23 protein-coding genes and 3 pseudogenes are annotated in these 23,173 nt (G+C 34.3%); all 26 read right to left on the minus strand.

The annotated features are described in order from the left end of the window. Nucleotides 1-66: 66 nt before the first annotated feature. Nucleotides 67-1,845 carry an ABC transporter ATP-binding protein gene (locus HMPREF2926_RS01540; RefSeq protein WP_070586228.1) on the minus strand — a complete coding sequence of 593 codons (1,779 nt, stop codon included), beginning with the start codon at nt 1,843-1,845 and terminating at the stop codon, nt 67-69. Between the two features lie 13 nt (nt 1,846-1,858). Further along, nucleotides 1,859-3,595, minus strand: coding sequence for an ABC transporter ATP-binding protein (locus HMPREF2926_RS01545; RefSeq protein ID WP_070586246.1), 1,737 nt, complete (start codon nt 3,593-3,595; stop codon nt 1,859-1,861). 177 nt (nt 3,596-3,772) lie between these two features. After that, nucleotides 3,773-4,222, minus strand: coding sequence for a hypothetical protein (locus HMPREF2926_RS01550; protein ID WP_070586229.1), 450 nt, complete (start codon nt 4,220-4,222; stop codon nt 3,773-3,775). A gap of 108 nt (nt 4,223-4,330) precedes the next feature. Further along, a complete protein-coding gene (locus HMPREF2926_RS01555; RefSeq protein ID WP_003007432.1) occupies nt 4,331-4,783 on the minus strand; it encodes a hypothetical protein in 453 nt (150 codons plus the stop codon). Nucleotides 4,784-4,932: 149 nt separating this feature from the next. Then, nucleotides 4,933-5,376: a hypothetical protein gene (locus HMPREF2926_RS01560; protein ID WP_070586230.1), complete on the minus strand. Its 444-nt coding sequence runs from the start codon at nt 5,374-5,376 to the stop codon at nt 4,933-4,935. A gap of 225 nt (nt 5,377-5,601) precedes the next feature. Beyond that, on the minus strand, nt 5,602-6,789 hold the full coding sequence (locus tag HMPREF2926_RS01565) for a tyrosine-type recombinase/integrase (RefSeq protein WP_070586231.1): 1,188 nt from the start codon (nt 6,787-6,789) through the stop codon (nt 5,602-5,604). Then, entirely contained in the window at nt 6,761-7,030 is a 270-nt protein-coding gene (locus HMPREF2926_RS01570; RefSeq protein WP_000450956.1) for a DUF3173 family protein, read from the minus strand. The genes HMPREF2926_RS01565 and HMPREF2926_RS01570 overlap by 29 nt, the downstream gene beginning before the upstream one ends. Before the next feature lie 305 nt (nt 7,031-7,335). Next, on the minus strand, nt 7,336-7,557 hold the full coding sequence (locus HMPREF2926_RS01575) for a helix-turn-helix domain-containing protein (RefSeq protein WP_049498444.1): 222 nt from the start codon (nt 7,555-7,557) through the stop codon (nt 7,336-7,338). Between the two features lie 999 nt (nt 7,558-8,556). Continuing rightward, nucleotides 8,557-8,768 (minus strand): annotated as a pseudogene (locus HMPREF2926_RS10555) (helix-turn-helix domain-containing protein). 164 nt (nt 8,769-8,932) lie between these two features. Beyond that, nucleotides 8,933-10,114 (minus strand): MFS transporter, encoded by a 1,182-nt coding sequence (locus tag HMPREF2926_RS01580; protein WP_070586232.1) that lies wholly within the window; start codon nt 10,112-10,114, stop codon nt 8,933-8,935. Nucleotides 10,115-10,136: 22 nt separating this feature from the next. Continuing rightward, nucleotides 10,137-10,748, minus strand: a complete 612-nt coding sequence (locus HMPREF2926_RS01585; RefSeq protein ID WP_070586233.1) for a condensation domain-containing protein — start codon at nt 10,746-10,748, stop codon at nt 10,137-10,139. A gap of 115 nt (nt 10,749-10,863) precedes the next feature. Further along, nucleotides 10,864-11,118: pseudogene (locus tag HMPREF2926_RS11260) on the minus strand (transposase); the annotation flags it as partial. Between the two features lie 261 nt (nt 11,119-11,379). Continuing rightward, a pseudogene (locus tag HMPREF2926_RS10565) lies at nt 11,380-11,853 on the minus strand (ATP-binding cassette domain-containing protein); the annotation flags it as partial. A gap of 315 nt (nt 11,854-12,168) precedes the next feature. Next, nucleotides 12,169-13,992 (minus strand): SAG1250 family conjugative relaxase, encoded by a 1,824-nt coding sequence (locus HMPREF2926_RS01595; protein ID WP_070586235.1) that lies wholly within the window; start codon nt 13,990-13,992, stop codon nt 12,169-12,171. Continuing rightward, nucleotides 13,979-14,344: a MobC family plasmid mobilization relaxosome protein gene (locus tag HMPREF2926_RS01600; protein ID WP_000401233.1), complete on the minus strand. Its 366-nt coding sequence runs from the start codon at nt 14,342-14,344 to the stop codon at nt 13,979-13,981. The genes HMPREF2926_RS01595 and HMPREF2926_RS01600 overlap by 14 nt, the downstream gene beginning before the upstream one ends. A gap of 4 nt (nt 14,345-14,348) precedes the next feature. Next, nucleotides 14,349-14,705: an SAG1252 family conjugative relaxosome accessory protein gene (locus tag HMPREF2926_RS01605; RefSeq protein ID WP_000817622.1), complete on the minus strand. Its 357-nt coding sequence runs from the start codon at nt 14,703-14,705 to the stop codon at nt 14,349-14,351. Between the two features lie 923 nt (nt 14,706-15,628). Beyond that, nucleotides 15,629-18,127 (minus strand): Spaf_1101 family AAA-like ATPase, encoded by a 2,499-nt coding sequence (locus HMPREF2926_RS01610; protein ID WP_070586236.1) that lies wholly within the window; start codon nt 18,125-18,127, stop codon nt 15,629-15,631. A 27-nt stretch (nt 18,128-18,154) separates the two neighbouring features. Further along, nucleotides 18,155-18,916, minus strand: coding sequence for a type II toxin-antitoxin system toxin PezT (gene pezT, locus HMPREF2926_RS01615; RefSeq protein ID WP_070586237.1), 762 nt, complete (start codon nt 18,914-18,916; stop codon nt 18,155-18,157). Beyond that, nucleotides 18,916-19,392, minus strand: coding sequence for a type II toxin-antitoxin system antitoxin PezA (pezA, locus tag HMPREF2926_RS01620; RefSeq protein WP_070586238.1), 477 nt, complete (start codon nt 19,390-19,392; stop codon nt 18,916-18,918). The genes pezT and pezA overlap by 1 nt, the downstream gene beginning before the upstream one ends. 152 nt (nt 19,393-19,544) lie before the next feature. Continuing rightward, a complete protein-coding gene (locus HMPREF2926_RS01625) occupies nt 19,545-19,772 on the minus strand; it encodes a hypothetical protein (protein ID WP_000301903.1) in 228 nt (75 codons plus the stop codon). Next, entirely contained in the window at nt 19,763-20,395 is a 633-nt protein-coding gene (locus HMPREF2926_RS01630; RefSeq protein ID WP_000424175.1) for a DUF3990 domain-containing protein, read from the minus strand. Before HMPREF2926_RS01630 ends, HMPREF2926_RS01625 begins: the two co-directional genes overlap by 10 nt. 81 nt (nt 20,396-20,476) lie before the next feature. After that, nucleotides 20,477-20,752 carry a hypothetical protein gene (locus HMPREF2926_RS01635; protein ID WP_000495441.1) on the minus strand — a complete coding sequence of 92 codons (276 nt, stop codon included), beginning with the start codon at nt 20,750-20,752 and terminating at the stop codon, nt 20,477-20,479. Between the two features lie 37 nt (nt 20,753-20,789). After that, nucleotides 20,790-21,173: a DUF5945 family protein gene (locus tag HMPREF2926_RS01640; protein WP_000159223.1), complete on the minus strand. Its 384-nt coding sequence runs from the start codon at nt 21,171-21,173 to the stop codon at nt 20,790-20,792. Next, nucleotides 21,170-21,403, minus strand: a complete 234-nt coding sequence (locus HMPREF2926_RS01645; protein ID WP_000152426.1) for a DUF5965 family protein — start codon at nt 21,401-21,403, stop codon at nt 21,170-21,172. Before HMPREF2926_RS01645 ends, HMPREF2926_RS01640 begins: the two co-directional genes overlap by 4 nt. Before the next feature lie 50 nt (nt 21,404-21,453). Further along, on the minus strand, nt 21,454-22,539 hold the full coding sequence (locus HMPREF2926_RS01650) for a thioredoxin domain-containing protein (RefSeq protein ID WP_070586239.1): 1,086 nt from the start codon (nt 22,537-22,539) through the stop codon (nt 21,454-21,456). 9 nt (nt 22,540-22,548) lie between these two features. After that, nucleotides 22,549-23,173 (minus strand): peptidylprolyl isomerase (locus tag HMPREF2926_RS01655; protein WP_141751755.1); only part of this gene is annotated, 625 nt, incomplete at its 5' end.

The following is a 23,173-nucleotide window of genomic DNA, read 5'->3' on the forward strand; positions in this document are numbered from 1 at the left end:
TAATAAAAGTGAGTAAGAAAAAAGAGGATGAGAATGCTTTCTCAAACCTCTTTTGATGACACAAGCTTATTCCGCTTTTTTATTTGAAAATTGACTATTGTAGAGCTCATAGTAGAACCCTTTATCTGCTAACAAGGATTGGTGATTTCCTTGCTCGATGATTTGGCCATCTTTGAGGACAAGGATTTTATCTGCTTCTTGAATGGTAGACAAGCGGTGAGCAATGACAAAACTAGTCCGCCCTTTCATCAAATTCTTCATGGCTTTTTGAATCAAGAGCTCTAAACGCGTATCGACTGAAGACGTCGCTTCATCCAAAATCAAGATTTTAGGATCCGCTAGGAGCGCACGCGCAATGGTTAGGAGTTGCTTTTGGCCTAGAGAAATATTGCTAGACTCCTGGTTCATTTCCATATTGTAACCACCAGGAAGTGTCCGGATAAAATGATCGACATTGGCTGCCTTTGCAGCTTCCACAATTTCTTCATCCGTTGCTTCAAGATTACCAAAGCGAAGGTTTTCTTTGATGGTTCCTTCATATAACCAAGCATCCTGAAGCACCATTCCGAATTGTTTGCGGTAATCTTGGCGAGATAGATGACGAATATCATGACCATCGACTGTAATCGATCCTGCAGTCACATCGTAAAAGCGCATGAGCAGATTAATGAGGGTTGTTTTCCCTGCTCCAGTCGGTCCGACAATGGCCACCATTTCACCCGGTTTGACTTCTAGGTTGAAATCGCGAATCAAGGGTTTGTCCGCTACATATTGGAAATCAACGTTTTTAAAGCTAACCTGACCTGTCAAATCACCAGAGAGAGTTTCTGTCACATCTGCTACTTCATCTGGTTCATCCATGACTTGGAAAATCCGATCTAGAGACGACTTGGCACTTTGTAGCTGCCCTGCCAATTGGGTTAAGTTTTGAATGGGTTGGTTGATCTGCCAAACATATTGAACGAAGGCCTGCATATTCCCCACAGTCAAACGACCTGCTAACACTTGCAAGCCACCAAACAAAGCGATAATGAGATAAGTCAAATCTGAAATCCCATTTAAAATCGGCATCATTAAGCCTGAAATGAAATTAGCCTTGAATCCTACTTTTTGAAGGTGATGGGTAATATCATGAAACTCTTCCTGGGAAGATTTTTCCCGGACATAGAGCTTAAGGACATTAAAGCCTGTTAAATTTTCTTGTACAAATCCGTTCATTGCCCCCAAAACATCTGCCTGCTCTTTAAAGTAAGGCTGCGATTTTTTCATGATAAATCGAGCACTGAAATAAGTGATCGGAATGGACAAGATGACCACTAGCCCCAGCTGGATATTTAAGTACAAGACCATGCTGATGACAAAGAGCAAGGTAAAGATAGCATTAACGATTTGTAAGAAGGACTGTTGCAAGGCATTCGAGACGGTTTCGACATCGCTAGTAAAACGTCCAAGCAAATCTCCGAACTGATGCCGGTCAAAATAGGAAACGGGAATGTGATTGATTTTATGAGACAAATCATTTCGCATGTCCTGAACGGTCTTTTGAACAGCATTGGTCATGAAGTAGTTGGAATAATAAGACCCCAACTCATAGAGGACCCCACGGAATAGATAGAGCGTCATAATGATCGCGATATAGGAGGTATTAAGACCAGCTCCTGCATGTCCTTTTGCCATATCCATGAGGTTCTTTGTCAACTCCGTAATCGCAAGCCCCAGAACAAAGGGTTCGACCACACTCATGATGACACTTAGGATTTTTAAGAAAATGGACAAGCAAACTTCCAAGCGATAGGCTCTCAAATAAGTCCATAGTCTAGAAAAACTGTTTTGTTCTTGTTTCATCTGCTTCTCCTTTCTATTCCTCTGTTAATGATGGACTATCGAGCTGCGAATTAGCAATTTCACGATAGATCTCATTGCTTTCCATCAATTCATCGTGGGTTCCTCGACCGACGATCTCCCCTTGGTCCAAGACAATAATTTGATCCGCATCCATAATGGTTCCCACGCGTTGCGCTACGATCAAGACGGTCGCATCTCCTGTAACTTCTTTGAGGCGCTTGCGCAAAGTGGCATCCGTCTTGTAGTCTAAGGCAGAGAAGGAATCATCAAAAATAAAGACATCTGGATCTTTGACAACGGCACGAGCGATGGACAAGCGTTGTTTTTGACCACCTGAAAGGTTGCTACCACCTTCTGCCAAATGCGTATCAAAGCGTTCCTCACGGCTGTCGATAAATTCCTTGGCTTGGGAAATTTCAGCCGCTTGTTCTAGCTCTTGTACAGAGGCATCTTCTTTCCCATAACGAAGGTTCTCAGCAATGGTTCCCGTAAAGAGCAAGGCCTTTTGCGGAATAAAACCAATCTTTTGGCGAAGGGCTTTCAGATTGTAGTCACGGACATCCACACCATCGACCAAAATCTTCCCAAGTGTTACATCATAGAATCGAGGAATCAACTGCACAAGTGAAGATTTCCCAGAACCGGTCGAGCCGATAAAGGCGATCGTTTCGCCAGGTTTGGCCTGAAAGGAAATGTTGTGAAGAACTGGACTCTCCGTCTCACCTGGATAAGCAAAGGTGACATTGTCAAATTCCAAATAGCCACGAGATGCTGTCTCTGTTACACCATTCTCATTCGGATCAATCGAAATGGGCATGTCCATGATTTCCTTGAGACGACGGCTAGAAACCGCAGTACGAGGATACATAGTAAAGAGATTGGCTAAAAAGAGGAAAGATAAGAGCGCGTGGAAGCTATACTCAATAAAGGCAACCAGATCCCCAATTTTCAAACTACCGTCATGAAGAGGATCCAAAGCAAACCAGACAATCGCCACAATCATAGCAATGATGATCTGCACAAATAGGGGTTCTGTCAAACCAGTTAGTTTGAACAATTTATTCGAGTTTTCCGCATAGACTTCATTTTCAGCCGCAAATTTCTCTTGCTGGAATTCTTCACGGGCAAAGGCACGAATCACACGAAGTCCAGTCAAATTTTCACGTGCAAATTGATTAAGATGGTCGAGGGTCTTTTGTTGCTTCTCGGAAAGTGGACGTGTCTTGACTGCTACATACCAGACGACGACAGCAAGAAATGGGACTGATACCGCTACAATCCACGCTAAAGAAGGACTGGTTGTCAAAATCAAGAGAACACTGGAAACCATCATCAAAGGGGTGATGACCCCCATCTTCAACATAGAATCCGCAAACTGCATCAAAACAAAGGCATCAGAAGTCAAGCGAGTGACCAATGACGATACCCCGATTTGCTCATACTCGTGATGCGAGTACTCCTGTAACTTAGCATAGAGGTCATTGCGCATATCGTGGACCATAGTGGTCGTTAGCTGGCCAACCGCGTAAGACAAGATAATCCGCCCCACAATCCCAAGCAAAATAATCGCAAACATGACCCAGCCCCAGAAATACAGCCGGTCCACATCACGCGGGTTAATCCCCTCATCAATCATGCGAGCAAGAATCGTTGGCAAGCCCAAATTGACAATAACAAACAGGACCGCTGAAAATAGATTCAAGGCTAGCCACTTGGGATACTTTTTCAAGTAAGACCAAATATAAAGCATAGATGATTCTCCTTTTCCATAAATAATAACCTTGATCACACAGAAAAGAGGGAGCGAGACGGAATCATTTTCAAAGAAAATCATTCCTGCCCCAGTCCCATCTGTAGTCTCATTCATTATACCAAACCAGCCATAAAAGTAAAGCAAAAGAGCAGGTCTCCCCGCTCTTCAGTCGCTTTATTTCGTGCGTTTGAGTTTAGCATTTTTAAGAATCATAAGATCCCCTTGGTTGCTATTACTTAACTTAGAAAGATCAAATGTCAAATAGTCACCATCGACCTTGTATGTAATCTTTTCTCCACTACCATCATTTGACGAGATTGTTTTCTCTTTTTGATTGATTTTGACATCATAAGATCGCTCATTCTTTTGACCAGCGACTTCACCCGCGATGCTGAGGGTTCCTTTAGAATCTTTGATCTTAATAGAAACTTCAAAATTAATAACGTCTCCAATAGACTCTAATTGACTACCTGATAAGCCTTGCTCCTCAAGAATTTTCTTGAGTTCAGTTTTTGATGGTTTGTAGACATAAGTCCCATTATCACTTTTGGCACCACATGCCACCAATAGGACTGTTGCAAAAACTGCAACGAAAGCTAAAAGAATACGTTTAATAGTTTTCATAATCAATCTCCTAATGTATTTTATAATCAGATTTTACCACTATTTTAATACCAATTCAAGATGTTTTAAAGAAGAAAAAGAGCAGATACTCTCTGCCCTTCTCTTGTATTATTTTGTACGTTTGAATTTAGCGTTTTTGAACATTTCCAAAGCGGCTTCATGACCTGAACTCTTTTCACCAGATAAATCAAAAGTGAACACATCGCCTGAAACTTTGTATTTAACCTTCTCACCTTCACCTGTTTTAGATTGAAGAGTTTTCTTTTGTTGGTCAACTTTCATATCAAATGATTGGTCAGTCTTTTGTCCCATCATTTCACCTTTAATTTTAAGGCTACCTGTTTTATCTTTAATGGTCACTGAAACTTCCAATTTAACATTGTCAATCAATGCATCTACACTTGAACTTGGAGCACCTTGTTCTTCAAGGATTTCCTTCACTTCAGTTTTTGATGGTTTGTAGACATAAGTCCCGTTATCACTTTTGGCACCACATGCCACCAAGAGGACTGCTGCAAAAACAGCTACTACAGCCAAAAGAATACGTTTAAAGTTTTTCATAACTTCTCCTTTTTAGTTAGATTCACCCTATTATATCAACAATTCAGACACACGGCAATGAAATATTACAAATGTAATACTCTTGTAATATATTTATCAACTAATATGTAACGATTAAAGAGGCAGGATCCGTACCTACGTTCGCTAAATTATTTAACTTTTTTAAACTTAGCCATTTTTATATAGTTTACAAAAATATCAGAACTACTCGAGTTTGATTCTTTCACATCCATAAAGGTTAGCATATGATTAGAAATTTTATACGTCATCTTTGTCCCACTGTCGTCATTCTTCATTACAAATATTTTGTGTTTTTGGTCAACCTTAAAATCATAGGATTGATTGGTATTTTGAACATTTGATTTTATTTGAACCTTCATAACGCCTTCTTTATCCTTAATGATAATCGAAACCTTAAATTTATAATCATCTGTAATGATATAAGCAAGTTGACTTGGTAGCATCTCCCTCACTTCTTCTGTTGTGGGTTCGAATACATAAGTCCCATTATCACTTTTTGGACCACAGGCTACCAAGAGGACTGCTGCAAAAACAGCAACAAAAGCCAAAAGAAACTGTTTAAAATTTTTCATACCTTCTCCTTATTTCATAGAATATCCCTATTATAGCAACAATCTTGTCGTATCTCAATGAAATATTTGATGATACAGGGCTTGTAAAAGTCACGAAAGAAAGAATGCACGAAAAAACCGAGGGCTAAACCTCGGTTTTCATTTTGATTGGAAACTCGATTATTTAAGAGTAACAATTTGCAAATCCTATTTTCTCCCAGTATTAGTGGGTTAATTCCTCAATTTTCAACTCTGGCAGGAATTTGGTAGGTAAATTGATAATCCAAGATTATCTAAACTGCTTGTAATCTCTTCTGAAATTGTTGAATCACCTGAATAATACCAATGACTATATGTATTCAACGTGGTTGACTTATCAGCGTGTCCTAATCGATATGAAACATATAAAGTATCCTTATGTAACACATTTATAAGATAAGATGCATGACTATGTCTTAATCCTTTCCCCGTAATTTCTGGTACACCAGTAATCTTAGCATGCCTTTTTATTATCCTAGAAATTGTAGACTTACACAAGGGGGCGCCAAAACGTGATATTACATAATCTTTTTCATCATTCTTGATTTGAACTTCTCGCCACTTTTTAAGTATTGTAATCGTAAAATCATCTAAATCAATTTTACGATTCCCTGCTACTGTCTTTGTTTGTTGTTTAGCATACCATACACCGTTTTTGTCTTTCTCAATTGTCGAATGAACATGAATCCATTTACGTTCAAAATCAATGTCTTCCCATTTAAGAGCAATACCCTCACTAACTCTTAAGCCAGTCATAAAATATAACCAGATCGTCATGTAATTATGGAGTCCCTCATACTCACTAATATCGAAAGAGTTTATTACCTTCTTAAATTCATCAAATGTCCAAAATTTTGTATCAGGGTGCTTTCCTCTAGGATTATCTAATCCTTTAAAAGGAACTCTATCAATATAACCCAATCTTTCTGCATAGCCCAGACATGCTTTAAATCTAGACCACATATTTTTAGCATAGTTACTAGAATACTTGTCTATAATAGCTAAGCGAAATCTCTCACAGTCAATAGTACTAATATCTGATAATTTTTTACTACCAAATTGCTTAATAAATAACTGATGATGTGGTAAAGCGGTCTGATAAGTTACAAATTGAACTTTTTGTTGATAATATTTTAAATAAATCTCTTCCATAAACTCTCTAAAAGTTAGAAAACTATTATTAATAGTAGAGTTCACAAATTCATGTTTTAAACGAAGTATCTCTTCATAAGCTTCCTTAAAAGAATTAAACGGTAGTCCCTGTTGATTTTTCCTTCCTTTCTTTTGAATTCTTTTCCCAGTTATTGGATCAACTCCTAATTCAATTTGAAAGTAAATTTTTCCTTTTGAATCTTTGTATACACCTTTATATTTCTTTGTCTTTGATATAACCATTTTTCTCACCTTCTATATCTGAAAAAGAAATACCAATTAAATTTTCTACAATATTTTTAGGAGCAATGCCTAACCTTTTATTATCGAAAGGTGAACATCCTAATTGTACCGCATTCTTATCATTTTTTCTAGCTTCTTCAAACTTTTTTACAGCAATCTTTTTTGCTTGTCTAATAATATTTCTAGATGTGTGCTCTGGAAAACCAATCGCAACTAAATCTTTATAGTTTACTGTTTCCATGATTTTACTACTTCCTTTCTTAGATTTTTTCACCTCCATGGCATGACTGATGAAGTCATCATAAGAATTACACTTGCTGCTCTTTTACGGTGGCAGCCTGAACGGTCAGAAGTATCATTGTATATCATTTGTATCATGGCATATAAAGTATCGCTCTATTTTATTGATGGTTTTAAAATCGCTCTTGTCATGGCGAGCCATTCAAATCTGCTCCACAAATGAGGAAAGTACCATTTTGGACTATTTAATTGTCAAAGAACAAATAAAAAATCTCCTCATTTTCACACTCTATGAAATTGAGGAGATTATTTTCTAAAGCGAATTTTATCAGGAAAATCTGTCAATCCCAATAGATAGTCTGTACTGACATCGTAAAAGCTTGAGAGAGTTACCAATACATCTGCCGTCAAGGCATGCTCACCCCGTTCAATTTTAGCATAAGCTGAGTTTGTAAACGAAAGTATTTTAGCTATTTGTTTTTGGGTTAAATCGTGATCTTCCCTCAAATCTCTCAAACGTCTGTACATCTAGCTTTCTCCTGAGAAAAGTATAATATATAAAACTAAGATATCTTTCAAAGTGTCCAAACTGGACATTTTGAACTAAAATTAATTTATTAAACACTTCTCATAAGCATATCTATTAACCGTCTGGGAGCAAAGATTTTATCAACTATTTAAAATTACTGACTTTCAAAAATTAGTCTTATTGTAAAATCAAGTGAAACACAAAAGACATGTTTATCTAATATATTATAGTCTCAAAAATATTACAAAATTATAGGAAAATGTTCACAAATCAATCATACAAGCACTTCTCTGAAGCTGAACAATACTAAATTTTAGTTTTATTTAAACAAAGGAAAAAACTGCTTATACTGCTCGTTGTTAGGATAGAAAACATTCTATTTTTACTTGTAAAACTAACCGAGATTCTGTAACACCGGTGAAACAAATCAATGATAGAAGATCTACTGATAACAGTATTATGCAAATCCAATCTAGAATTTTCATTATCAATCTATAGAAGTTAGCCATTACTTATAACTAAATAAGATTTAGCCTGACTTTCTGACAGAGTTCACATAAGTGAAGAAAGAAAAACCAAGGAGACATAGTATGAAAATTTTTATTCACACTTATAAATTCCAACATTTTGATTATGTGAATATTAGTCAGCATATTTCAGGAGTATAAAAAATTAAGCATTGAAAGTTGCACACTATATTTTACTACTGATTATTCCAAAACATTCCCTCCTAATAACAAGTTACTCTAAGTTGATCCCAGTGGGAATGACTGGTGATATTACTACTCATGGGAGTTTCACCCACTATCTTTTTACGATGGCAGCCTAAACGGTTAGAAGTATCATTGTCCTCACTTGTGTCATGACAGATAGAGAACCACTCTATTTTATAGCTAATAATTTTCGCACCTATCACGGCGTATATCACTAAATTGCTCGACAAATAAGAAAGTCCCACCTCGGTTTATTCAATTGTCAATGAACAAATCAAGGAGAGACTATTTCATTTTATGTTTTATCATATCTGGACAATCTGTTAACCCTAATAGGTAATCCGTACTAACGTTATAGAGTTTAGAAAGTTGCACAAGGACATCTGCCGTTAGGGCAACCTCTCCTCTCTCAATTGTGCATAATTTGTATGAGGGAAGGAAAGTAAATTTGCAACAAATTTTTGGGTGAAATCGTGATCTTCTCTCAAATCTCTTATCCGTTAGTACATCTAGCTTTCTCCTAAGAAAAGTATATGTCACTTTCAGAAAAAGCTAGGAAATTGTCATAATATGACAGAAGTTTTTTCTCTGTCTATTTTTTACAAAAATCAACACCGATTGAATAACTCATCATAGTAATTACTTCAATGCCATTTCGAATTCATTTTAAACTCTTCAATGCAAGTTTTAAGAGTATACAAGTTAGTAAGTCACCTACTCCTACAACTCCAAAAACAAGTAATGTTTTAAAGTTAAAATATGAAAATACAACCGTTCCTAAAGGCATTAACATTAAAGCAAAAAATGCAATTATACTAAATACCCTTCCTAAATATTCCTTTTCAATTGTAGACTGTAAATACGATAGCATTTGAACATTAAAAATTGTCATAGCTAATGATGATAATGAAAACAAAAGTAAAGTAATCGACCAGATCTTCACTAAAGGAATCATAATCAGTGGTAAAGATGATATCAAAAGGAATGTACTATATTGGTTTGACGAAAAACTTCTTTTAAAAAAATTATTCGATACAGCCCCAATAATATTCCCAACTGCTTGACCAATTAAAATCATGCCATATAACTTATCCAAATCGTACATTTTATTAATAAACGGTAAATAAAAGTTTATTCCTGATGAAAAGAAGTTAATCATCGAACTTGAAATCAGTAAAAGAAGTAACTCTTTATTGTTATAAATGTAACTAAATCCATACTTTATTGAAAAGGCGTCAGATTTTTGGGGAGAGTCATCAAAAAAATTTAATTCAGTGAAAAAAACTGATAAACACCCAGATAATAAAAAGCTAAGAGAATTAATTAGCATTCCATATTTATATCCTACTAATGCTATCGTGAGGATCCCAATAACTGGAGATAGGATACTCAAAAATTCCGAAATTGATTTTGAATAAGAATTATATTTAATAATGTTATTTTTACTTAATAAATCTCCTACTATTGCTCTATAAGCAGGAGCATTAAATGCATATAGAATCGCTAAACAAATATTTGTAACTATCAACATATATACATTACTTTCACTATAAAACATAAAAACTATAAAGGTAAGTAAACTAGCTATAAAATCAGTAACAATTAATATTTTTTTCTTATTCTTACTGTCCGCAAATACACCTCCAAAAAGGCTGAATAACAATTGTACAATGATCTCTGAAAATTGATAAATCCTCATGTAGTAATTTGATTTACTCTCCGAAGAAGCTATAACCAATTTATTGGCGTAATCATAAATTGTAGTGCCAAATTCATTTAATTGACTACTGATAATTAATAGAAAAATATTCTTTTTTTCTAATTTGTTGTTTTTTGATTCCATCTAAATATCCCTCCCATGATATTCAAGATAAAAAATTCTCAAATTCTTGTTTGACTAGTTTACAAAACTCTTCCATGAATTCTAGTGAATAGTGTTGTGAGTCGCTAGTAATACTAATTTCAAATGCATTGTCTGTCTTTTCAAGAAGTACCATAAAAATTGATTTTTGATAATTATTATCCGATATCATGTTATTAATTGAATAATTAGTTCTTTTTAAAACTTTCCATGAAGTATCTGCAAAAGAGTCACCCAAATAATTAAATAATATATCTGGGCAAGCAACCTTTGATAAAGATTTTTTCACCTTGCTATACATGAGGCCATTATTTGGAACTGCTAACATTCTTCTTTCAATTTCATCACATTGAGCAACAAAATCTCTTTTTACATCAAAATTTATTGGATATTCTGAAGTAAACCACCCAACTACATCAATAACATTTTCTAAAAAGTCTTTAAACATTCGTCCATGCCCTTCTAACATAACTTGAATATTATTTTTTTGAGATATCATTGCAAAACATCGTACAATTAGTGATAAAAGAAAACGCTCAACTTTTAAATTACTTTGAATCACTTTTAAATTATCTTGTGAAAATTCTAGCTTTAAATAGTTTTTTTGTATTTTCAAACATTTTACATCTTTTTTTCAATCTTTACAAGCTTTTTCTAGTATGAAGCACCCATGTTTCTCTGATTACCCCTATTTTTTTAAAAGATAAATTGCAAGAATAAGTGCAACATTTTTACCACTTATTTGAAAGTACCTCGAAGGGTGTTCTGTAACCTAAACATTTGCGTGGTAGATGGTTGATATGAAACAGTGCTGAGAACAAGTCTTCATCACTAAAGCTTGTTAAATCAGCCTTCTTAGGGGAATATTCTCTGAGTAAACCATTGGAGGTTTCGTTATTTCCCCTTTGCCAAGAAGCATAGGTATCCTCAAAGTAAAAATCAATACCAAGATCTTCTATCAAAGGGTAACAAGAGAATTCCTTTCCATTACAGAAATTTCATCACTACTATGGCTTCGGCTGAGAGCCTGCCCCAGCCATTGTTATTCAACGAAGAATAAGTTGATAACAACAATAGGCGAGGGTACTTCTTATGATTAGTTGTTACTACGTCTTATTTACTCCCATGAGACCTCACGGGATAAGTCGTACAAAGAAAAAAAGCAACGATTTTACGCTGCTTTTTACATCATGGATATTGATTAGCTATCAAAAAAATAAAATGGTTCACCTATTTAGTTTACTAAATCAACCTTCAAAGTAATCCTCTAGAAGCAAGTTATTATTTAGAATGCATAACTTTTTAAAATGTAATCTTTCTTGAAAATATGTGTCATGACAAACCAAAAGTATCGAACCTGGATAACTTAATAAGAATTTTTCTAGTGCATTAAGTGAGGTAATATCAAGAAAGTTTGTTGGTTCATCTAAAATAAGAAAATTTGAATCGCTCAGAAGGACTGATGCAAGTTGGCCTTTAACTTGCTCACCCCCAGAGAGCTTGCCAAACGGAACAAATATTTTATCAAATTTTAAATCTAGCATTGCAAGAAAGTTTATAATTAATTGTTTATTATGACTACTTGTTTCATATATATTATCAAAGAGTGTTTTATCTTGGTCTAGTGTATTTAATTCTTGACTATAATACCCAATTTTTAAACCTTTTGAAAAATATCCATCTATTTCTTGATTTACTATACTTTTTAATAATGTAGTCTTTCCAGATTTATTTCTCCACCTGCTCCAGTTTGATAGTTGAAGTCAGGTTCATCTTGGCAAAGAGATTGAAAAGAAAAATGATAAATAAGAGTAAACGATAAGATAAAACCATTGAGCAGTTGAATTTATCCAACAAATCAATAAAAAAACTAGTAAGGAAATAAGTGAATAAATATAAGGAGATATTTGCTCAAAATGATGATTTTTTTGTATCGTATGTGATAACTAAATCTACGACTGATGCAATAAAAATTATCATAATTCCAAATATGTTTTATAAAAGATACACATTTTATATAATGGTTGTCTGGGTTCCTATTTTTGAAAACATATCCCTTCTTCTTTTGAAATTTTCTTACTCAAACGATTGATAAACTTATTCACTTTAAATACGATATTCTCATATCTATTGCTCTCTAATTCTATCTGGATACCTAACTCATTCAATTCCTTCTCAACAACATCAATGCCAATTTTATCAGTTATATTCAATTTTGAAAGATTCAATTTCATTTTTTGCTTATTTTCAACTGAAGCCAGTAAATATTCTGCTACTTGATTTAAGGTTGTCACTCGTTCTTGCAAAGCATTGATTCTCAATTCTGAAGCTGCCAATTCATGAATTAAATCATCTTTAATTGTAATATAAGAGTGCTTATCCATATCCAGCTCAAGTAAAGTATACACTTCCTCAATCTTCTCTTTAATCATATCGACTGTCGTTTTTCTGCGGAATGGAATCGTTTGATTTTCAGAGCTGAACTGTCTAATTAAGGTTCGACCTTTCATGTAGCGATTCTTCTCAGGATCGTCTTTATGATAGACATAGTAGGAGCTAGTTTCTCTAATAAAAACTTTCACCTTCTCCTCTTCAATATCGAGCTGCATATTCGGCACAAAGATAAGCCCCTCCTGACGAATACCAAACTTGACCTTGATGTAAATACCATCATCTACTACTTTTTCAATTTGATTGAGTGACAACTCTACCTCAAACTCATGAACGGCATCTCTGTTGCTCTTGAACTCTTGATAGGATTCCCAGAACTTCTCATCTCTTGGGAGTTCTTTTTCTTTGGAAAATTTTTCTTCTTGATAAAATTGAACCAAATCCTCAATTTCTGGATTTTGCCAATCTTTTCTACTCTCAAAATAATCTTGGAAAAATTCTACACCATAAAGATTTTTCTGGTCTAGTTCTGTCTCTTTCACCTCCACTCCTGCCAACTGGAAATACACATGCTTTTGTTTGGGAATGATAGTTAGATCAAAAAGTTTCGCAGTTTCAATCAAGTCATCTATATTCTCAGCCTTTGATAAGAGAAATTCCATGAGTTCTTCCATTTCCCTTTTGGCAAAGTAATTCTTAAAAAATTCTTCTGTATAAGGTTGCTTGCGATTGAGTTTATTGCCACGCACCACCTGTTTCATGGATGAGTCCGTCATAAAAAAGGTCGCATGCTTGTGGCTAAAATCCATTTCTACATGTAGTAGTGGAGCATTCTTTTTGAAATCCTCAAAGTCTCTAGAATGTTCCATCAAAAAATAGAGTCGCTGCTTGAGTTCATACTTGTGATTGGTCTTGCGATAAACTTCATACTGCTGGTGAGAATAGCGATTCTCTATAATTTTCGCCCCTGCAATTTTAGAAAATCTATCTGAAATCATTCGAAGATTTCGCTCCACTTTATAATCCCACTTAAGTTTTTTGTCAGAATTGCTGTCAACCGAGTTTATAATGATGTGATTATGCAGATGGTCTTTATCAACGTGGGTCGCAACGATAAAGCGAAACTTTCCACTAGTCAATTCTTTCATGGTCTCATAACCAATCTGATTGATTTGTTCAGGAGTGAGATTGTCCTCTGGCGAAAAGGACTGAATAATATGATGAGCATGGATTTGTCGTTGTTTCTCCTCCAGCCTATCGTGTCGAAAATCGTAAAGCGTGTCATTGTTGATAAAATTTTCATGATACATCTGCACCATTTCCTCATAGCTAGGAAAGTCCAGAAAATTCCTCATATCATAATCCGACACTAAGGTAAGATTTTTTGTTTTATCAGGATTGAGAATATACTTGATGAGCTTTCTGCGATAACTCTTTCCATGAATGGCAAAATGCTTAGTGATGACCATGGAACTCCCTCAGCTTTTGAGCTTGTATTGTAAATTCTTTCTCAACTTCTTTTATCAATTCAGCGATTCCCTTTTTCAACTCTTGCAATTCTTCGCTAGAAATCAACTGAGATTGGTTCACACTTCGAGCAATCTGATTGATGTTATTGCCAATCCTCTTCAACTCAAACACTAAGTCTTGGTAGCCATTTGTATCAATGGTGATGAAATTCATTCCAGGGTCAAGTAGGGTGCGTCTCGCATATTCAGAAAAAGATTGGCAGCTACTTTGGTCGATATTTCTATTTAGTTGGTTCAACTCAATATCAGACAAAAACACTTTCTTGAGATTGATTCGGTAACGATGTTCCATGTGTCTACCTCATATATTTGTCTTGGAAGTCTTGACTGAGAGGAATGGAGTTGCCAACTTCTTTAATCAATTCCTGTACGCAGGTTAAGAGAATAGATACATGTTCCTGGGTGACTTGACGTTCTGACTGGATCGAAATTAAAATCTCATGAACATCACGGCTGATTTGTTCTAGTTTTTGAGATTGCCAAAGGGTGAACCATATCTCTATCTGTTTTTGTAAATCAGAGGAGAGTAAACTTTTACGGAGAAAATCTGAAAAATTAGTATCTCCCTGCTCTCTCATCAAAGCTAAAATTTGCTTTTCCTCTTCATCTGTTAGGCGAAATTGTTTCCGAATATCACGCACGTCTCGTTTCATACTGCTACTTCCTTTCCAAAATACCTGTACTGACAATGTCTGCTACCGTACAATGTCCGTACACTTTTACACCAACTGATTTTCATTCTTGTAAGGCTTTGCGAGCTCAGATATTGTGTCCACAATATCCCAAAAATCATATCGCCAGCCGACCAAAACCTTCTAGTTTTGACAGCCAACGATAAGATAACTTGGTGGCTTCGCCCCCAAACCCCCAGTTTAAATTTGAGGATCGATTTTCTTTGGATGATATTAGGATAGCAAGGATTATTTGAAGAAGTTATCACAGATCGATTAGGGACTAATCTCTAGCCCCTCTCACACCACTGTGCGTACCGTTCGGCACACAGAGGGCCAACTAAGTTTTAACGAAAGCATTATTCTCACTCATCTTCTCATTTTACAATTCGTTCTATCAGTGCCGTCCTATATTTATAATCAGCTTCCATCATTTACATTTTCAGTTCACTGTCTTTTCAGGCGAGGAATTAGGATTGACAAATTTAATTAGAGAGATATTCATTTAGTTATTCACCCTTCGCTCCATTTCCATTACAGAAATTTCTTCAATACTATGGGTTCAGCTGACTCCCATGATTCGTTGTACTACGTCCTAAACGCTCACGGAATAAGCCGTACATCTTTCCTAGTTTACTCTCGTAATTTACGTATATAGGTTACGACACCTATTTGGATTTTAGAGTTCCTCATCCGATATATGGCTTCAAGTCACGATTCCGTTTATAGAGCCTTGATTCCGCTAATTCCTTCCTCTCCCCCCTACCTCACGATATTCACCCTTAGGAGTCGCTATTGGTTTCATCTGCAGCAGATATCCACAGAGGACTTGGACCTCAGATGTACACTATGCCTGTCGAACAAAGAAAAAAGTAGGCTAAATTTCTAACCTACTTTTTCTGGCTCTACTCTGATAAAGCCGTCTCATATATAGACATTTTATGCTTGAAGGAATCTTTCCCTCCCTCTAATTGATTGATGATATGATTTTTTATATATTTTTCACTAACATATCCCTGTGATTCAATCCATCCGTTAACTCCATCTGACTCCATAATAACAACTTGATCTGTCATAGAATTTGTTACAATTGTAGCATTATGTGTTGCTAAAATAATTTGACGTTGAGCTTTCACATCTCTAAACTGCTGAACTAAATGCATGTAAATATAACGATTATCTAGATTATCTTCAGGCTGATCAATAATCAATGGTCTGAAGTCTTTAGAATAATCACTATACGCTAATAAAAAATCAAGCATGGCTACAACTTTTTGTCCCAAACTTAATACACCAACTTCTTTATAGAGAATATCAAGTTGGTGTGAGGTTTCTTTGGAGTTAATATTAAATTCCAAAAATAACCTTTCATTAGCTACATGCGCTTTTAAGACTCTTTTAAACTCATTTAATAAACTACTATTTTCAATTAAAGAGTAGATACTCGTTTTTAAATGCGTAATGTTGTATTCATTAATTTCAGATTTATCTCTCCAATTATTTTCTTGTTTTGCAAAATTATCTTCAGAGATACTTTTTAAAAGCATAAAATACTTATTAGGGATATTTTGTCTTACAATGACTTTAACAAATTCTTTCATTCCTAATTCCCGATAGATAAGATATAAAACGTCTGCTACATCTTGCATACTAATTCTATAATTATCAAACGAAGAACGATTATTCTTGAAAAGATAACTTTCGAAATGCGGTTCTTCCCATCTATCAATTTGCTCATAACAAATTCTTAACTTACCAATCTGAGTTTCATTAAAATCCTCAATAATTTCGAGTATTAATTGCTTCCGCTGTTTTAAATATTCATCAAGTTCCTTTAATTTTACTTCAAACGATTCGAGTGTCTGAGTTCTTAGCCCATAGTCTGGTCTCGGTAATTTTTTATTTTTAATCATTAAATTAGAAATAAATTCTGTAATTTTTTCACCGTCAGCTGTTCTAACTAATTCATTAACAGAATATCTCCTATCAAACATTTTCTCTAAAATTCTAGTTTTATCAACTAATCTAAAATAGTTACCTTCAACTTTATAAACTTTTGTGTACTGAGACCGTGTCCATTCTTTAATAGAGTCAGAATTAAATCTATAAGAATAGCCAAACCTATTCTCTCGATTTTGCCCATAATATTGTAAAATATTATCCTTATTTTCTTGTTTGACATCTGGCAAACTAACTTCAATAATATATTCAGTTTCTTCTAAAACATAGAGTACAAAAGCATTTGCATGGTTACATAGAAATTCCAATTTGCTTTGCTTATCACAATCTTGAGAAAGTACAAATTGTAGCATATCAATTAATGTGCTTTTCCCTGTACCTCTCCCTCCAATTAAACAATTCATAGATGGTGAAAATGTTAAAAAGAAGTCTTTATCTTTTTTTAATTTATCACCTGCAAGAAAGCTTCTATTTCCCCCACGATTTTCTATATATAATCCTTTTATGTAAGACTTTTGTTTAAAGCTTGGCTCACATAAACTAACTGATACGTTATAATCAAACAATGCTTCTTGAAACATCTTGAAAGAAATTTTTCCACCTTTCAACCACAGATTGTTCTTCCCGAGTGAATCAATTTCGTGAGAATCATTATCTAATAGAAAGTTGGGCTCACAATTAAAATCTGCTAATAGTTTTTTTCTAGAACCTTCAATAGAATTTATATTTTTAACTCCAATAAATCGTGTATTTTCTTTAGAAAAAATTTTTCGTTTATATGCACCTGATAAGTGAGAACCTTTTTTCAAAATGTCATAACTATTGAAATGAGCAATATAGTTAACTATTTTTTGATTATTGAAATCCTTCATTATAGTCAGTGAATGTTGATAACTTCCATCTTTCTCACTTATAATATTTTCACTTAACCATTGATTAACCCATGACTCTTGTTCATAATCATATATACATACAATATGCAATTTATCCGCTGCACTAATTTCTACTCCATGTAAAATATGAGGATGTATATCATAATTCGGATAAGTTTGCATTATGATTGAGACTGCCTTTTGCAACTTTTTAATACCTTTGGTAGTATTATGATCAGTTACTACAACTATTTCTATTCCATTTTTTATGATTGCCTCTGCTAACATAAGAAAACTAATATATTCTTTTGAACTAGAAAAAACAATCTTATCAAAATTACTAAAAAAAATTGTCTTATCAACTTTTATTTTCTTATTTTCAAAAAATATATCATATAGTTCATCTTCAGTAATTTTTCTATATTTCGTTGCAGTCCAATCAGAAAATAGCTTATAATCATAAGAAACAGGTGTATGCAAATGAATTAAAGTTTTGTGAAAGCTACCGAATTTCTCTTTGGAATTTGTTAGTTCTTGATAAACAGACTTTATCTTGTTATTAAACCCTCTCACATCTACTCTCCTAAAAATATCAATTGTTTATTTTTCATGTAATTCATTAAGTCTCTTTTCCCCCACCTTCAACATCTCTTTCTCCACTTGATTCCATTCTCCAAATAGTAAATCATGAAGAACGGTTGCTGCTGAAGTTGTATCTTCTCCTGAATCATATACACAACTTCTATCTCGTTTGTAAATTTGAATTCTTTCAAAGATAGCTAGTTCTTCTAATTGTCGTGTATTATCAACCAGATGATTTACAATGAAATCATGATGTTCTTTTGGAGTTGCGCGTGCTTGATTTGGATTAATAGCATACAGTTCTTCGTATCGGATAAGAGTGCTCAGATAGGACAATTCGGGCTTGGTTGCGATTATGGCTAATTGTACCTCATATCCCTTACTTTTCAAGAGTTGTGCTGTTTTCTTTGGAACATCAATTGTCCGTAAAGTTCCCTCAATCAAAAGATTGTATCCCAAATGGCTCAATTCTGTTACTAAAGACTCTACCATTTTCCCTGCAAAATCTTTGGTGTATGCAACGCTATCTTTGCCATATTTTTGCTGAAGTTCTAAATAGTGTGGGTGCTGAGAACGAAAACTATCACCATCTATGATAACAATATTTCCTTGAAATTCTTTCTGTTTAATACGATGAATTGTAGTCTTACCGGCACCACTTTGCCCTCCAAGCAAAATCGCTATAGGTTGCTTACTGGACTTTTTTCCTCTTGTCAGTGAGCGAAGGTTCCGCTCTAAAGCATGTTTGAATTCACTATCGGTATAATCTTGGATTTCCATTAGGCTATCATCCGTTTTTCAGATATCTCTAACATACGTTCAATTCCATCCAAATAACCGCTATATCTCTCTATTTCATCAAAAGTTTCTACTAAATAGATATTCGTATGAATCAAGTCAGATAGATCATCACTCATTAAAATCCAAGGATTAGATTCATCATCAATGCTAATTCCCTGACTATCTTGATAACTATAGAGTCGAGATAGTAGATTAGCACCTCTTTCTTTCACAATTTCAACTTTTAAAGTCAATTCATAATCTTCAACAGGATTGAGCATTTTATCTTCTCCTACAATATCGACATAAGATACATTAAACTTCTGACAAATGATGTCTATTAATTCTGTAGAGACTGAACTAGTGCCATTTTCATAACGACTCAAACTATTTCGTGAAATACCTACAATCCGTGCAAATTCGGGTTGTGTTAAATCATGTGATTTACGTAAGGATTTAATGTTCTTTCCAATCATGGTAAACTCCTTTATTTTTATAATTCCATTATAGCATAAAAAAGCAGAACGCACCAAAATTGGTGCGTTATTTCTTATTTTTCTAACTAAACTTTACTTCTATAAAAGCCACCTAAAGAGTTATTTCTTTTTAGGTGGCTTTTCTCAAAATACTATACATTAAAATACTCTTGTTTAATTTTTGTAAGCAGATTGTTAGCAACCGAAGTTACACCAACATGCATCAGTTCAGGATCAGAATAATCTAGATTACGAGCATAGCCTTCTGCAACAGTCTGAGCAATACGCTTATCCAATTTATAATTAGAGGCTTTTAATAGTGCTTGAAATAATTCTGAACTATATAGTTTAATATTATTTTCCAATGATACTACTGCCATTTTTGTAACTCCTCTCCTGTTTTTGATTGATAAACCTTCTCTATTTTCATTATATCACAAAAAGATTGGTTGTGGATGGATAATTGTTTAAAAGAATATGGTTTTCTAAACTCAGCAAGCATTTCTTCTTTTGTAATTTCATTCTGACGAAAACGAGCTAAAGCTTGGGTTGGATTGTCATCAGTCTGAACACCATAGATAAAATCAAAATGGTGTTGTAATTCATCTGGATTTTCCCGATTTTGAACGACAAATTCAGCAAAATCTAAATCTGACTCTGACTTTTTATGTTTTGCAAAATAGTGACAATGATAGTCAGGGTTCTTAAAAATTTCTATAAAATTTGAAATACGAAATTCTACTATAATTCCTACTTCTTCTTCTGAGTCAAAAATATTATTATTAGAGCTGCTTCGATTTAATACTTCAACTTGCTTGTTAATAAATTTTCTAGCTTGTTCAAAGTCAGGCGTGATATAGAAACCAGGACCAAAATCTAGCTCACTTCCTAAATTAAATTTAACATCTATACCACTTTTTAAGGATTCTAAATGTCTCAATAATGTAGCATGAAACCACTGCGTCTGACCTAGTTGCTTTTCCTGCTTGGTAGTCAACTCCAAAATATTTACTTCCTTCTCTAGTCTATACTAAAAGTATAACACAAGACTTTATTCAAGTAAAAGAAAATTGTATAAAACTATTCACTTCCTTCCGTCTTTCCTAAATCTCTCTAAATTCTTCTCCAATTGTTCCTTATGAAGTTGATTCTTAGCTTCCTTTAATGTGTCGTCCAAAGTTTCTTCCCTATAAGTTGATTCTGTTTTTACTTGTTCTGATTCTTGATCTGGAGTGAAAATGATATCTAACAGTCGGTCTATTTTTTCAAGATCTTGGACAGACATATCAGATAGTCTATGAATCAGCTTTTTAAATACATCACTATTGTCGTGATTTTTCTTAAAAAATGTTGTAAACATCTATAACCTCTCAAAAAAAGCAGCCTATCAGGACTGCTTAGTGTAATTCCGAAATCGCATCATAAATGGACTGTAATTTCTTATTGTCTTTATTCTTTGTGTCAATCAACGTATGTAGCTCTTCAATTTTCTTTTGACTGCTTTGAATATCGCTATTGTTATCCGCAATAAGTCTTTTAAGATGTTGCTGATAACTTGTAGTGATATCTGTCTCTTTTCCTGTTCTAACCTCTGTAACTTTAGGTTTAGAACTAGAATTTGATTCCGTCACAGGCGCTTGTTTTCGCTTTTGAAAAGCTGCTTCATAATTTACATCATTACCTCCTTGATGATTTCCAAATAAGGCCGCAATTTTATCTGAATCCCCTTGATTTTCTGATTTACTTTCTAATGGTTGATTAAAATTCCAATCTTTTGTCATTCACTCATTTCATCCTTTCTAAATTCAGAATCATCGAATTGTCTTTCTTTACCAAAGGCATGGTCAAGAGCTTCTTCAAAACTCATGTGACTGATGCTTTGACGCCTTTTGAACGTCGCAAACATCGCTGTCTCCAGTTGTTCTTTGTAAGTAGCGAGTTTTTCTGTCTCTCTTGCTACCTTGCTTTCTTGCCTAGTGACCTTTTCTTCTAAGCGTTCAATAATGGTCATATACGATCCTCCTTCATTTTAATATTAGCTAAAACATCTTGATTTTGTTATCACAATTCTAAACATTGAGAGGAGTGTCTTACTAGTTGATTCTCCACTGTCTCTTTTGCAGACTCAAGCATCAATTGTAAATCTAATTTCTTTTCTCTAAGGACATCATTCCAATCTATTTTTTCTTTCCCAGATTCATTATTAGGTAAATCCAGGAAAACAGGAAATCCTGATTGAGATAACTTATCAGAAAAATCTTTTCCTGCATCATCACAATCTACCGCAAGTGTCAATAAATTTGGATGATTATCAAAATAAGTAGTGGTATCACGAATTGTATTGATCAAAGGCAATAACTTTGAAGGTATTACTGTATCTAAAAATTCCAACTTCTGATTTTCTTCAGCTATCAGTCGTAAAGTTTGATAAGCAACAACAGACCTTTTTAATCCTTCCATAGATACCAAACGAACATCTGTTAGATTTTGTTGATGAAGTTCGTAATAGCTCATCAAGTCGATGAACGATTCACAAAAGACCAGTCTATTTGGTTTACCAATGTCAAAGGATATTCCAACATGTCCATGGCTTCCTTTTAGAATCGTTTTTAACCTTTCTCTAGGAAGAGAGTGATTCTTATAAATTCCTTGTAAGCTTGCTGCCTGCAGTTTGTGACGATGATCAAAACTTTTAAAAACAATAACAGGTTCAACAGTTTCATTTGTTTTCCAACTGGCTTGTGCTATCAAACCTTGTTGAATCATCTTTTGTACGATTTCTTCTGAGATTTCTCTACATTCTGTTAAATAATATCTAGCCAGACTACAGTTAGAATCTTCTACTCTCTTTAAAGGATAATAAAATGGTCTCTCTCTTTTTTCTTGAACAGCTTCTTTTTGAAAAGGTTCTTCAGAAAGAAAGGCCAGAGCTTCTTTAAAGGAAGTTCCCTTAACAAGTCGAACAAAATCAATGACATCACCTTGAATATCTCTTGAAAACCATTTAAAAGTATTGGTAGTTGAAAAAATCCGAAATGAATCGTGTTCAGGATGTTCATAGACACTGCTCGAAACTTGTTTAAAGGAGATACCTAAACGATTGGCTACATCAAGAATTGAAATTTGCTTACATTCTTCTATTTCCATGCAATATCATCATTTTGTCGTAGTATTTGGCAGTGATGGTATTGATGATGATTCTTCTAAAGTTTTAGGAGTTGCATTATCTAAATCATCTAACCCAGATTTCCAAACCTGTACTTGATTGACCAATAACTTACCTGGTAGCTTCGAATAAGACAACTTAACCGTTCTGGTTTCTGTCTGATTGGTCTTTGATTGGTTGGCATTCTTTAAATCGGATACATAGGTTACATTATAAGAGACCATGGCAATGGCTTGATTCGTAGTCTGATTGACAAAGATATCCGCTTTTTCAAAATGGTAATCCAAAATATAATCCTTATACACTTGGTTCATGGCATCATTTTGACTTGTCAATTCTTGAGAATAAGCCGATTCAGTCATATAAGGTTGAATGCGTGTATTATTTTCCCCTAGTTTTTCTTTCGTATAATACTGTGTTAAAAATTCTTTTACAGTATCCGATGACAAAATGCTAGCTTTATCTTCTGCTTGTTTATCCTCTACAAGTTTAGCTGCAGCCAATTCAATCTCTTTGCGACTTTGTTTAGCAGTAGAATGTTGACCAGCAGTATATCCCATCATGAGAATAAAGCTAGTTGCAGCTACTGTTCCAACACTAATTAAGGCTTTAGTT

Origin of the sequence: Streptococcus sp. HMSC078D09 (assembly GCF_001813675.1) — a bacterium.
GTDB lineage: Bacteria > Bacillota > Bacilli > Lactobacillales > Streptococcaceae > Streptococcus.